Genomic DNA, 13,626 nt, shown 5'->3' with positions numbered 1-13,626 from the left:
GTACTGGCAAAGGCGCAGCCGAATAAACGCCGCTCCAAGTCCGTCTCGCTCATGGCGTCAATGGCGCCCCAGTCAAGGCCAGCGCTGGCAGCCAGCCGGGTGTATTTGGTGACGCTGCCTTTGGCGATGCCAAGGGCGGTGGCTATTTCCTGGTGGCTTTGCCCACCAACGAGTTTGAGACGCAGCGCGTCTTTGAGTTTGCGCATGTTGATCCTGGGGGTGGGCATGTGGCTCCTGACAAACTGCCAGAGGCTACAGGCCCACAGGGTTGGTTTACATGCGCAACACCATGCCTACTGGGGCATCGGTCACGATCACCGGAATCAGCGGTCACGATGCCGGAATCTTCAAATTCACCCCCGGTCACGATGACCGGAATCCCTGGTCACGATGCCGGAATGTGCGGTCACGATGAAACGGAATATGCAATAGTACTGTCAATTTGTCATCACTAGACAGAGGGCTGCACCCGAGGGTCGCGCGGCTTGGTGACGTGCGTAGGCTCGAAAAGAGGAGAAATCTGCTAATTCAGGCATGTTTCTCGACGCCGGATCGCGGTTCAACTGCCTAAAGTCTCAACATGAGCTCAAAAAAGCAATTCTTTCCCAACATTACCGATCTGGCATTGTCCCCAGAGGGCTACATACTTCTCGCTCAATTCGAGCAACAGCAGGACCGCAAAATAGTCGTTAGGAACGTAACAGACGATCAGTTATTGTTGACTGGCGATCTTGATTTATTGAGGTGGAATGAAGCGCATATTTTGCTAGATGCGGTCAAGTCTGCGCTTGTTCAAACCAACACATTTCCGGGGGAGCTGTTGGTATGCACTTGTTATCTCGTGCTTTGCGGTTCCAACTGCAGAGTTGGCTTAAGACTGTGGGTCCGTGGAGAAGATAGGCACGATTTGAACCTTGGGGAAGTCGCAGCGATCACCACTTGTGTCACAGCGGCGCTCACGTCTGGAAGTCATTTCGATGAAATCGAAAATGACCTATTTTCTGAGTTGCCGAAAACTCGCCACGAAGGTCTTAAGAAGGCTGTCCAAGGGACCCTGCAATCCTTTGGGGCGCGCAGGTTCACAGGTGCTGTGCACGTCACCAGCGCAGATCAGCGATTGAAAGTGGAAGGGCGATTGGGTGCAAAACCTGACCGCTCGAATCACCATCCAAAGGAAGAAATTTTGATCGGGAAATTTGACGGCTTTGACCTCCATAACCGCTGGCTAATTTTTCTGAGTGAGAGCAAACGCCATCTTCTGAGCTTCTCGCCCGATCAGGTTGACCTGATTTCGGTGGCGCATTCAGCCCTCAAGGCGGAGGTACAAAGTGTCAGAACCTACAAGACGCTGGACCGAAAAGGCAATCCCATTTACGCCTTTGCGCCGGATGCGCCCTTCAAATCAGCGTAAAGCGCGTGTACGTTTACCCGCGCATGTGCAATCTTGGCATGGATCCGTCCAGTGTAGGGTTTATGCGCCTCACGCACCTTTCAAGTTGTCATGGGCCGTGACTCTGTGAGCTCGGCCAAGGCAACGCTGACCATAAATATCAGCGCTAGCTCATAACTCGACCGCAAATCAGATCCGGTTCCGGTGTCAGTCAGTACGGCACATCTGTGTTTCACCAGCATTAGTGGATTTTCCAACTCGACCTGATCGATCTGTAGTGAAAGTTTTTCAGCCTGAAGCTCCGACTCAAGCTTCATTTTCAGATCTTCGTCTAGCCCTGCGCCCGCTGCGATTTCCAACAGTGCTTTCTCGCCGCGATTAGTGCACACAAATCTGTAACTGGTTTTACTCAACTTCCAGGCGCTCACCACTGTGTTGAAGAAACTGAAATAGTCAGACTTCCACAGCAAAATTTGCCGTGAGGGTCCAATCATTTCCGGCAGGTTTTTGATCGTGATTGAAGCTTGCCGCTGAGCATTCTGAGGCCATTTCACTTTGACAGCACGGGCGGTCAGCGCGTTCCAACGCGCCTCTGTGATGTGACTGGAAAGAATGGAGGCTCCCCCAAGCGCAGGATTGATGTGAGGCCTCCGCTTGAAGATCTGGTCCGTGATGGCTAATGCTTCATTGAGTCGACCGGCCTCCAGATCGGAAATTCCAAGTATGGTTTGGGCGCGCTTTGAGACTGTTCCGCGCTGGCGTAGGTGCAAGTAGCGCATCGCCTCGGCCGCGTTTAATGGTAGTTCCGCTTCGACCGGTTCGCGCCCCGATTTGATTTCGAGGTAGCCTTCTGCCTCTTTCAGTTGGTCCAAGTCTATGTAAATCTCATTCGCACCGGCAACAACTATGCCGGGGGTGGTCACCGGCAGGTTGACGTAGTGGGCAGCAAGTTCCGGTAGCAGATGGATATAGCTCCGAACGCTAGCCTGCGGATGCGCATGACCCAGTAGTCGGGCAATTGCCCACAGGGTGCGCCGTGACACCTGATCCGTGCTGAGCAGAAGCCGCCGCACGTGGTTTTTGCGATCTGGCGTTGTTTGCAGCGGCAACAGCGCATGGGGCCAGATGCCCTCAGTGTTTTCCATCAACAGCGAAGCGACGTTATTGGCAAATGAGTGACGCGCATGGTGCAAAGACAATTCAGAATTACAACTTACCTGCTTGATCGCATCACCCACTTCGCGTCGCAGCAGTTGACCGTTCATCAATTCGTCTGGTGATTCAATATTCGCGAAAAGAGGACCTTTGCCATTCAGCACTGTAATTCCCTGCCAGGAATCCAGCCAGCGAGCGATCAATTCCTTTTCATGATCGGTCAGCACAAAAAGGAGGGGTACCTGCCTCTGGCCAGCCGGTGTTTTGAGCCTCCGAAATGAATTTCCCCGCACAAGTACAACGATGGCGTCGGGTTGATCGTCAACCCAGTCAGAGCGGAGCAGGCCAGTCACTTCGGCCCCCCGCAAGCCGAAGCGGAAGGCCGCTAGCAGGATGAAAGCGCGAGCCAGTTCAATGCGAGCGGCCGTACCCGGTGCTGGCGCCAGATTGCGGAGGGTACAAAGGTATTCCGTCTCCGTAAGAATGCTTGGTGAAATTGACAGCAGTTCATCAGCTACGCTGATTTCGGACCAGTCTGGGTCCTCCACCCCGAATTCACGACTCATCAGTCGGTGGAAATCCCTTAGCAGTTGAAGCGCCAAGCTCTGTGAACGGTAATACGCTGCAGTTGACTTTTCTTCCTCATCAGTGTCCCCGCTGTGGATTTTCTCTCCTGTGTGTATGGATGGCCCTGACGGTTTTCCGGGCCGTACCAGTTGGCGGATTTCCATGACGCGGCGGTAAAAGTCGGTGACTTCCTCCTCGTCGCATGCCAATAAATCATGCTCGTAGGCCATCGCCTGGAAACAGACCGACAAAGCGTTGAAGTAACGCTTCACGGAGCGGAAGCGGAGGAGTCCTTTTCTGGATTTTCGCCAGAGGAGGGAGCGTTGCCACTCACCGAGAAGCAGGCATGATCGGCTGACCCGGTCCTTGTACTCCGAGATGAGGACTCGAAGTTTTACATCAAGGTTTTTCCGGTCAGGTGATGCCTTTCGCATCTCCTCGTTAAGCGCATCACGCGTCTGCTTGAAAAAACTGAAGCAATCACTCTGGCGTTCGGAAGTACCCAGCGGTTCCGCACCCGCTTGCGGACTGGATGCCAGGAAGGCATCTGAATGAGTCACAAAATGGGTATCGACTGTTTCCGGAGGCGGCGAGTTCTCGTCGTCTTCGGAATTCGCGTCTGCTGCTGCGTCATCGTCTTCGGGATGATCTGGGGACTTGAAATTGAGCGCTTTACCCAGCGTGACCCGCGCCCAATCGGCATGTCGCAAACCCGCCGTGACAATTTCACCATTGAGATATGCCGCAATCACTCCTGGATACTGCAACGCATTAGCCTGTTGGACTTGGGTAGCCATTGCGAGGAGAGTCGGCCGCAACGTCTTCTGTTTCGCATCGGGGCCGAACGGTTTACCCAAGTTCAGAAGACTATCGGAGACTGGCCATTGGCGTGCATCCAGCGTGATGGTAGCTATTTTGGCCTTCGCCAGCAGCATGAAGGTGGTTTCGCTGATGGCGTATCTCCGGACGGGTGTGTTTGCCACCTTATCCAGTCCTGGAGAATGCTCGAGGAAATATGCTCGCTGGAACGTCACCAGGCGGTAATTCCTGTTTTGCAGCAGGTCGTCGATCATTGCTGGGTCCGCCAGACGAGACTGGAGGATCATCATCGTGATGCCCAGTGCCAGCGATTCCCTGTGAGATGTTCGGGAGGACGCTTTGGATTCGACGGTTTTTTGGATGATGTCCAGAGCTGCGTTTATCCGCCCGAGACATCCGATAGCGTCGGCGGTAAAGGGTGACTTTTCTTCGAGGGCGGGCAGGTAACGGCGTTTGATGCGCGGTCGGAGGCCTTTTTGTTGCCAATTTTCGGAAATCCACTGCTGCAGCGCCTCATACCTGATCGATCCCAGCGTTCTGGGCCGCCGGTCCTCATGCAACAGCATCATCTGGCTTAGCTTCTCCCACTGTTCGGGTTTCAGACTGTCGATAGGACGGTCGGCGACAAACGCCAGAATTTCCGCCTCGGCCCCTTTGCGTGCACTTTCATGACTTGCCTGGCGCTGCACTGCACGTGCCGATGAACCAAAGTTGGTCGTCTTGTGGAGGCTGGAAGTTAGCGCTGCTTCACCCGATTTCCGCACTGGATGGGCTGTACATCCTGGCAAATTGGGCACCTCCAAGGCAAGCCGAGACAAGATTTCGGTCAAGGGTTGGCGCATCCGGGCTGCATCGTCTGTCCAGATCCGCATCGAATAGGGCCCATAGGCAGCTGTCCCGTTCTCACCATGGCCGGTGATTCCATTGATGCATTCGTGATCCACGCTGACGCGTTTGAGTGCTGTCGCCAGCCTGTGCCGCATCAGGTTCCACGGCAAAGGCCAGGAGAAAACTTCAAGTGCGCGCAGCGAGGTTTCAGAGACCTCGATCCAGTGCAGCTTTGGCTCAGACCCCAAAAGAAAAAATAGCGGCAATTGATCGTTGGGCCTGCCCTCAGACATTTGCCGAAGCTCGTGGCTCAGGGGGGCATCTTGGTCAGCGACAAGTTCAGCCATTCGGCCCAAATGGGGAAGGTAGTAGTCACTTACAAGTGAAGCCACCCACTCGGGCACGGGGACGATTCGTCCCTGGTGCAGCCGGGATGACACTTTGTCCTCTATATAGATAGAGCAGGTGCTGAGGTCAAAATGCCCCAGCTGCTCAAAAGGGCTGCTGACAGGGCGAGCGCCAGTGGTAGACAGGAGGACTGTCACCACATAAGCGGTCACGGCGTTGTGATGGTCGCGCCATCTGGCTGGTTGGGCAGCCAAGTGATTGACTTTTTCCAGCGCCTCGTGACAAGCCACGCGCAGAACATCGTCCAGCGGCGAGAGTTCACTGCCTGCCGCATTGGATTGCGCGCCATTTCCGTCTTCAGGCCGATGTGGTGTGGCAGGAGAAACCGTCGTCAGCAGCGTCTGAACCAGACCATGCTGGTAGGAGGCGTAGGCACAGGCTCCACCCAAACCGGTCCGCGGGTGGCTGGCAAGGAGCTGGCTCAATACGGGGTCCGACGTAGCCTCGAAAACCTGCTGCTCCATGACTTGCGCCAGCATGCCGGATCGGAGGCGCTCAAGGCCCGGAGTACCTCGGCAAGTTCTCCCGAAAAGGACTGCTGGCGAAGCCGGGTTCGTCGCTGACCACAAGTGCCCAAGTTGGGTGCTGGCCGGCGCCGAGGCAAACAATTCTTGTAGAGTTCTGGCCTCTGCTGAGGCAAGCTGAACCACTAAAACTTCTGCAAGTGTTTCGACCCATGATTCTGCATCTGGAGTGACATGCCAGCCGTTATATCGGCGCGGGGGCAGTCTGTGCAGAAATCCCTGTTGGATGTTTAGTGACCAGTCAGGCCCAGGGATTGCTGAAAGTGGAGTTGGAAGTACGGTTTCCAGCGAATTCGCTGTGCGAGTCGCAATGGCGGTAAAAATGGCCAGTATTTTTAGCTGCTCATCGTCACCAGCCAGCGCCGAGCTGATCCATTTTTTAAGGTTAACCTGCTCCACGGTAGATGGTCGGTTCCAACTGTAGGGCAGAAACTGATGATCTTCGGCTGTAGCCAAAAGGATGCCTCGCGCTACGCGATCTTGCTCCACAGGTGTTTCATCTTCGCTGACCCTGGTCATTGCCAAAACGGACTCTTCAGACCCGATCGGATCAAAATTAAAAGCCGGGGCGTAAGGCTCGATCTGCTGATCTGGGTCTTCCGTATCCGGAGCTCCCCATTTCTCCGGGTCATCGATGTCCCATAAGCCGTGGCTGGGCTTGGCCCGCTGCTCTATATAGCTGCGGAACCGCCAGTGGTCATCCAGATTGACGGGATCGTCGGATTCCGATGTTTTACCTTCGCAAAAATTCCTTAAATTGCCGAGCAGTTGTCTGTAAACTGAGCTGGTGACGGATTGATCCGCGAGCAGGCGTCGTGCCGCTAGTGCAAGGTGGCGTGTCACACCGTTAAATGAGGTGGGTGAACCTCGCAGTCGGGCAAAAAGGGCTAGCCACCGCTCGTCCCGGTCGATGGCCAACCTCAACTTGTTTGTGACTTCGACAAGGTATGGATTTGGGCTGCCGCCCTGAAAAATTGCGTTAATAGTTTGGAGAAAAACCCAGGTACGTAGCGCGAAAAGCCATTCCCGATCCCCTTCGCTGCTGGACTGGATTGGGCGAGCAACCAGGGCTACTGTGGACAATTTGTTCAAAAGGCCGCCGGTCAGCTGTTGAGATACCAGCTTGAGGGACGGCATGGCCGGATACGTTTCGGCAATGAAAGGGGAGACGACGCATGCTTCGGAAAAGCGGCGTAACTCCATGGCACATGTCAGCTCGTCTGACCAGCGTGAGATGGAATTTGAGGCTTCGGGTTGCAAGAGGAACTTGATGACGGTTCCTGCAAACTCAGGATGCTTGTCTGTCTTTGTGGCGTCAACTAGCGCCAGAAATATCGAGTCAAGCCCCATTTTCTGAGCCCATTTGGCCAGGGGATGAAGTGCCTTGGGCAGCCCAAAGGTCCCATCAGGAGCGGACCCCACAGGCGACGAAGTGCCAGCTTCTGGCCGATCACGTGAGTTCAATTGGCGTCGGACGATATCTTTGTTGAGTTATGAAGTCTACCTTCTTTTCGCCTTTCACACCGGTAGTTCATTGTTTTATGCCTTTTCAAACCATTTCAAAACTTATAATATGTTTTGAGGTGCAGTCGGCTCATAACCGGTAGATATTGGCCAGCGCCAAGGCTGTGAACGCCCGCGTTGCATTCTTGTGCAGCCCCCGGTAACGTACCTTGCCAAAGCCCCACAGCCGCTTGACCACGCCAAAGACATGCTCCACCCCGACACGGATGCTGGATTTGGTGCGGTTCTTCGCCTTGGCCACTTCGTCAATCTTGCCTTTGCGCTTGACTCGCTGATTGGTGAAGTCTTTGGCTTTGGCCGCCTTGCTGTGAATCAGCGCCTTCTGGCTGGCATAGGCCGAGTCGCCATGGACGCGCTGCTCGTTGCCGTGCAGCAAGTGCGGCAAAGGATGTTTGTCATGCACGTTGGCTGCAGCCACCACGGCGCTGTGGGCCAGCCCGCTTTGGCTGTCCACGCCGATATGCAGCTTCATGCCAAAGTACCACTGTTTGCCTTTGCGGGTCTGGTGCATCTCGGGGTCGCGCGCCTTGTCTTTGTTCTTGGTGGAGCTGGGCGCGCCAATTGAAGAGTGGCATCCACGATGGTGCCGGTGTTGACCTTGAAGCCCCGGGTCTGCAGCTCATGGCCCACTTTGGCAAACAGGGCTTCGCCGAGCTTGTGCTCATTGAGGAGCTTGCGAAACTTCAGCATCGTGGTCGCGTCGGGCACGCTCTCGCGGCCCAGGTCAATGCCGGCAAAGCGGCGCAGGCTGGCGCTGCCGTACAGGGCTTCCTCGCAGGACAGGTCTGCCAGATTGAACCAGTGCTGGATGAAGTGGATGCGCAGCATGCGCTCCAGTCCTATGGGCGGTCGGCCATTGCCTGCTTTGGGGTAGTGCGGCTCAATCATCTCGCACAGTGCTGACCACGGCACGATGGCTTCCATGGTCTTGGGAAATTCATCGCGCCGTGTGGGCTTGCGGTAGTTCTCAAAGGTTTGGTCGGCTGCCATGGCAAGGGTTTGCTGTTTCAGCGATTTATAGCGTTTCAGCCCCTCTGGGCGTGGACTTGATCAGCGTTGCCTCAAGTCAAACCGCCGGGTAAGGGACTAATTAAATTTAATCGGGGTAACATCCGACCGCTGTAGGGTAGGCTTGATTGGCTCGCTGAATCTGGGCGGTTCCGAATCGCGTACTCGCACAGTAAAGCAGTCGGTGGGAAAATTTCAGCCTTCAGGCTTCAGCAGATTTTCGTCGCCGTTGTCTGGACAGTCATGGTGGCCTCGGAACAACGAAATGCCCGCCAACTTTACTTGAAAATATGGCGGCAAGTGATTGATTGAATTACAATTATTTACGTTTGCTGAGCGCTTTCAAATTTTGGATAGTTGATTGAAAAGAATGAGTGACATGAACGTGTCGTTTGAAGCCAGTGCCAAGAGCGAGCCAAGCCATCTGGCTCAAGGCCTGCGTGAGGACTTGCTTCACCACGATCCATTGCTCGATTGTCTGGTGGAACTGACGCGCATACATGGTCGTCCCAGTACGCGTGCTGCCTTGTCTGCTGGCCTTCCTTTGCCCAAGTCGGGACTACCTCCAACGTTGTTTGCGCGAGCTGCGGCGAGGGCTGGCCTGTCTTGCAAGATATTGCGTCGACCCCTTGAGAAAATAGATACGGCTTTATTGCCAGTTATTCTGCTTTTGGAGGGCGACGGCGCTTGCCTCTTGTTGGGTTGGGATGAAAAGGGAGACTCGGCGAACCTGCTTTTCCCCGAGGCGGGGCAGGGGGTGGTGGTGCTTTCGCGGGAAGAGTTATTGGGACGCTATGTGGGCATCACGATTTTCTCGCGACCGAATTTTCGTTTTGACCAGCGGACACCAGAGCTAGCCAATATCCCCCAAAGACACTGGTTTTGGGGCGCCTTCCGTGATCAGTTCCCGCTTTACCGGGACATTTTGGCCGCCGCGCTTTTGATCAACATATTCGCTCTGGCAGTCCCGCTATTTTCGATGAATATTTATGATCGCGTGGTGCCCAACTTCGCAGTGGAGACGCTGTGGATGCTGGCGTTTGGTATGCTACTCGTGCTCGTAATCGATTACTTTCTCCGCGTTATGCGGGGTTACTTTGTGGATCTCGCTGGCTCACGCATAGATCTCAGGCTTTCGACTTTGATCATGGAGCGGGTTCTGGGAATGCGGCTGTCCGATCGCCCGGCGTCTGTCGGCTCATATGCCGCAACATTGCGTTCTTTCGAATCTGTACGAGACTTCATCGCTTCGGCGACGGTTACTGCTGTGGTGGACCTTCCATTTGCACTTCTCTTCTTCCTTGTGCTTGGCTGGATATCCTGGCCACTGGTGATACCGCCGTTAGTGGGCGTTATTTTGGTCGTGATTTACAGCTATGTTGTTCAGCAAAAAATGCATGAGCTCGCAGAAACAACCTTCAGAGCTGCCGCAATGCGCAATGCCACGCTGGTCGAGACGCTTACCGCCATGGAAGCCATTAAGGCTCACGGAGCAGAAAGTCAGATGCAGTCCAAGCTCGAGGACACCGCTTCGTTTCTGGCTCGAGTGAGCGCGCAATTGCGCTTGTTATCGTCCTCTGTGGTCAATGGCGTTGCAACTCTGCAGCAGCTGGTCAACATTAGCATCATCGCTGCCGGTGTCTATTTGATTCACGCGGGAATGTTGACCATGGGCGGCCTTGTGGCTGCCACTATGTTGTCTGGTCGGGCCATGGCTCCACTGGGGCAAATCGTCGCATTGCTGATGCAGTATCAAAATGCCAGGATGGCATTGGCTTCGCTTGAAGACACCATGAAAAAACCGGGAGAACGATCAGGCGAAACAAACTTTGTGCATCGCCCGGATCTTGCAGGGGAAATCGTATTTGACAACGTGCATTTCAGCTACCCGGGGCGAACGCAGGAAGCTCTGAGAGGTGTAACTTTCAGAATCAAGCCAGGCGAGAATGTTGTTGTTATTGGACGCGTTGGCTCTGGTAAAACTACTCTACAGCGACTTGTTCTCGGGCTGTATACGCCCACCGAGGGCGCTATCACCGTTGACGGGATTGATCTTCGGCAGCTAGACCCCGCTGACCTGCGGCGCAATGTCGGGTATGTCGAGCAGGATGCGATGCTTTTTTACGGGACGCTACGTGACAACATCGCCATAGCTGCCCCTTATGCGGATGACGGCGCCATACTCGCAGCTGCTGAAGTAGGCGGGCTGATTGAGTTCGCGAATCGTCATCCTCAGGGATTCGACATGATCATTGGCGAGCGAGGAGAGTCGTTGTCTGGTGGACAACGTCAAGGGGTAGCCATTGCCAGGGCTGTTTTGCTTGAGCCGCCTATTTTATTGTTGGACGAACCCACAGGCGCGATGGACTTCTCCTCTGAAGCGCAGTTCAAAGAGCGCTTGCGCAACTATGCCAAGCACAAAACCATGATAGTGGTGACGCACAGGAACACGTTGCTGGATCTCGCTGACCGGATCATTGTTATTGATGAGGGACGTATTGTTGCCGATGGACCCTATGAGCAGGTTATCGAGGCCTTGAAAGCTGGTCGTATTGGGAAAGCCTCATGAAGTCTCGACTGGACCGCGCAATAGCGTCCTGGCGGCAAGACGACGGGCGGATGGATGCGGTATTCAGCGGGGATGCGGACCGCGCCATATTAGAGCAGGAGCCGCTACGTGCCAGGCTTTTGGTCAAGAGTCTGGGAGCTGTTTTGGTGCTGGCAGTTTTGTGGGCGGGCCTGGCGGAGGTCGACGAAATCACCAAAGGCGAGGGGAAGGTTATTCCCTCCAAGCAGTTGCAAGTTATGCAGAGCCTTGATGGCGGTATTGTTTCAGAGATCCTGGTGCAGGAGGGGCAAGTGGTCGAGCCCGGGCAGATTTTGGTCAATATTGATACGACGCGTTTCGATTCTTCAGTTAAGGAGAATCGAGTTCAATATTTGGCCCTGCTGGCAAGAGCGGCAAGGGTTCGGGCTCTTGCTGAAGGTGTGCCCTTTGTGCCGCCCCCCGAAGCGGTTGCTGAAGCCCCGAAGACAGTGGAAGCGGAGTTGCGGGCATACCAAGCCAGTACATCGACATTGAATGCACAGCTATCCATAGCGCAGCAGCAGCTGATACAGCGCCAGCAGGAGCTTGTTGAGGTGCGTGCCAAGCGGGAGCAAGCATCCAGAGCCTACGAATTAACGGCCAAGGAGTTGGGGTACACGAAACCCCTGTTGAAGGATGGCGCTGTGTCTGAAGTCGAGCTTTTGAGGCTGGAGCGCGAAACAGGGCGGTTTCTGGGAGAGCGCGAAATGGCTTCAGCCCAAATATCCAAAACCCAGTCCGCTATCGAAGAAGCTTCACGCAAGATCCAGGAAATTACCTTGAACTTCCAAAGTGAGGCGCGTAAAGAGTTGTCCGACACGCTTGGAAAGCTCAATGTGAGTTCCGCAGGTGGTGTTGGACTTGCGGACAAGGTCGACAAGTCTTCCCTTCGCTCGCCAGTAAAGGGTACTGTCAAGCGACTTTTGGTCAACACCGTAGGCGGAGTGGTTCAACCGGGACGAGACATTGTTGAGATTGTGCCTCTTGAGGAAAATTTGCTGTTGGAGGCCAAAGTGTCGCCCAAGGATATTGCTTTTTTACGACCTGGAGATCGAGCTCTGGTGAAGTTCACTGCGTATGATTTTTCCATCTACGGCGGTCTTGACGCCAAATTGGAATTCATCGGTGCAGATTCTGTTACTGATGAGCGTGGGAACACCTTCTATACGGTACGCGTCCGCACGGAAAAGTCCAAGTTGGGCGAGGGACTGCCCATTATTCCCGGAATGGTTGCGGAGGTAGATATCATTACCGGGCAGAAGTCCATTTTGTCCTATATTCTGAAACCTGTATTGAAGGCAAAACAGGCGGCCTTTACCGAGCGCTAGCTAGATCGAGATGGCAGTGGTAAACCAGGCGCTTGCGCATTTATTTCTTTGTCCGCACGGTCTCATGCTTGCTCGCTGGAGCGAAGCTTTTCCGCAAGGTCGGGCTGGCAGGGCTCTTGCTTCAAGATCCAGAAAGCCCCCGAAGGTAGGTATCGTTTGGTTGCGCTTGGAGCATGGGTTGTCTGTGTCCATGCAGATGGAAAACCTCTCGCCACAGTTGAGGTTGATTCCGTGTGTGGTTCTGAGCGATCAGCCCACCGATGAGGAGGCGCTTGCTGCTTTTGCTGCTGGCGCGAGGGGGTATTGCAATACCCATGCTGCATCACAACTTCTGATCCAGATCGCGGCCGTTGTGCTTCAAGGTGGCCTGTGGATCGGTGAGTCATTGATGCAGAGACTCGTTGGTGCTACAAGTCGGCTCCAGGCGGGTGCTGCTGCCGAAAAAAGTGAAGTTTGGTCGAAAGGTCTGACCGACCGAGAAAAACAGGTCGCCAACACGCTGGCCAGTGGTGCCAGCAACAAGGAAATTGCGCGAGCGCTTGGCATCACAGAGCGGACCGTCAAAGCGCATGTGGGCGCGGTCCTTGAGAAGCTCGAGGTCCGAGATCGACTTCAGCTGTCGCTCATCGTGAATGCCCGGGTAGCCAAAGGATGACGTTTGTTCTAGTACCTCAGTACAGTTTTCTTGACGGGGTAAAAAGATTACATTGAGTTCAATGTAGTAACTTCGTCGGGATTTTCCATGGCAAACGTTGTCGGTAATGTGGTTGCGATTGAAGGCATCGCCTTTGCCCAAAATAAAGATGGGGTCCAGCGTCAACTTAAGTTTGGTGATCCTGTGCTTGAGGGCGAAGTTGTTGTAACGGCTATAGGTGGCCGTGTGGAGTTGGCTTTCGACCAGGGCGGGAAGTTCCTCCTCCGTTCAGAGGAAACCGTTACGCTGGATTCGACGGTATTCGGCAACTCCCTCCCCGACGGCAATAGTGCTGCCTTGCTGACGCAGGTTGGCCAGCTGACTAGCCTTCTCAATGCCATTAACCAGGGTGGCAGCCTTGACCGGCTGTTGCAAGAAACGTCTGCCGGGGTAAGCCCTGTTTTCAGTTCCAGCGGTACGAGTATCAGGCCAGACGATGGCAGTAACTTCGTTCGATTGATACGCACCGCAGAGGCGCTCGCACCGCTTACTTACGAATACACCTCGCTCGAGCGCAATACGGTGGAATATTCCCCGACGGGGAGTGGGCGATCAACCAACGATACAGGTATTTCTGCTGATTCTGAGGACTTGGGTATCGGCGCGGCTTCAAGAGGGGGGCTGGGGGCGTTCCCGCCTTTGCAGGCACCCACGCTGACACTCACACCTGCGCCTGCACCCACACCTGCGCCTGCGCCTGCGCCCACACCTGCGCCTGCACCCACACCTGCACCTGCACCCACACCTGCGCCTGCACCCACACCTGCGCCTGCACCCACACCTGCACCTGCACC

General features: G+C 54.8%; 7 protein-coding genes and 1 pseudogene. 5 read left to right on the top strand and 3 right to left on the bottom strand.

Annotation, left to right across the window (positions count from 1 at the left end):
- Positions 1 to 206 (bottom strand): annotated as a pseudogene (locus tag ACESMT_RS21005) (IS21 family transposase); the annotation flags it as partial.
- A gap of 374 nt (positions 207 to 580) precedes the next feature.
- Here ACESMT_RS21005 and ACESMT_RS21000 point away from each other — a divergent pair.
- On the top strand, positions 581 to 1,411 hold the full coding sequence (locus ACESMT_RS21000) for a hypothetical protein (RefSeq protein WP_372828531.1): 831 nt from the start codon (positions 581 to 583) through the stop codon (positions 1,409 to 1,411).
- Positions 1,412 to 1,491: 80 nt separating this feature from the next.
- Here the strand turns inward: ACESMT_RS21000 and ACESMT_RS20995 are convergent, their stop codons facing one another.
- Together ACESMT_RS20995 and ACESMT_RS20990 are read right to left on the bottom strand one after the other, a co-directional pair.
- Positions 1,492 to 7,113, bottom strand: a complete 5,622-nt coding sequence (locus ACESMT_RS20995; protein ID WP_372828530.1) for a hypothetical protein — start codon at positions 7,111 to 7,113, stop codon at positions 1,492 to 1,494.
- 172 nt (positions 7,114 to 7,285) lie between these two features.
- Positions 7,286 to 8,205, bottom strand: a protein-coding gene (locus ACESMT_RS20990) for an IS5 family transposase (protein ID WP_372828529.1) whose coding sequence is annotated in 2 segments (ribosomal slippage) — positions 7,286 to 7,777 and positions 7,780 to 8,205 — 918 coding nt in all. Because the reading frame shifts where the segments join, the coding sequence is not laid out codon by codon here.
- Positions 8,206 to 8,602: 397 nt separating this feature from the next.
- On the opposite strand from ACESMT_RS20990, the gene ACESMT_RS20985 reads away from it, so the two are divergent.
- The 4 genes from ACESMT_RS20985 to ACESMT_RS20970 all read left to right on the top strand — a co-directional run.
- On the top strand, positions 8,603 to 10,792 hold the full coding sequence (locus ACESMT_RS20985; RefSeq protein WP_372828528.1) for a type I secretion system permease/ATPase: 2,190 nt from the start codon (positions 8,603 to 8,605) through the stop codon (positions 10,790 to 10,792).
- Entirely contained in the window at positions 10,789 to 12,138 is a 1,350-nt protein-coding gene (locus ACESMT_RS20980) for an HlyD family type I secretion periplasmic adaptor subunit (RefSeq protein WP_372828527.1), read from the top strand. Before ACESMT_RS20985 ends, ACESMT_RS20980 begins: the two co-directional genes overlap by 4 nt.
- 190 nt (positions 12,139 to 12,328) lie before the next feature.
- Positions 12,329 to 12,793, top strand: coding sequence for a response regulator transcription factor (locus tag ACESMT_RS20975; RefSeq protein WP_372828532.1), 465 nt, complete (start codon positions 12,329 to 12,331; stop codon positions 12,791 to 12,793).
- An 87-nt stretch (positions 12,794 to 12,880) separates the two neighbouring features.
- Positions 12,881 to 13,626, top strand: a 746-nt coding sequence (locus ACESMT_RS20970; protein WP_372828526.1) for a retention module-containing protein, incomplete at its 3' end; no start/stop codon positions are given.

Origin of the sequence: Polaromonas sp., from assembly GCF_041689105.1 — a bacterium.
In the GTDB taxonomy this organism is placed as follows: Bacteria; Pseudomonadota; Gammaproteobacteria; order Burkholderiales; family Burkholderiaceae_C; genus Polaromonas.
The sequence above is the reverse complement of the archived record's forward strand: the minus strand, read 5'-3'. Positions and strand labels throughout refer to the sequence as shown.

Bases quoted from the DNA above. Each gene is read 5' to 3' on its own strand.
- ACESMT_RS21000 (WP_372828531.1), top strand. From the start codon at position 581: ATGAGCTCAAAAAAGCAATTCTTTCCCAACATTACCGATCTGGCATTG.
- ACESMT_RS20985 (WP_372828528.1), top strand. From the start codon at position 8,603: ATGAACGTGTCGTTTGAAGCCAGTGCCAAGAGCGAGCCAAGCCATCTG.
- ACESMT_RS20980 (WP_372828527.1), top strand. From the start codon at position 10,789: ATGAAGTCTCGACTGGACCGCGCAATAGCGTCCTGGCGGCAAGACGAC.
- ACESMT_RS20975 (WP_372828532.1), top strand. From the start codon at position 12,329: ATGCAGATGGAAAACCTCTCGCCACAGTTGAGGTTGATTCCGTGTGTG.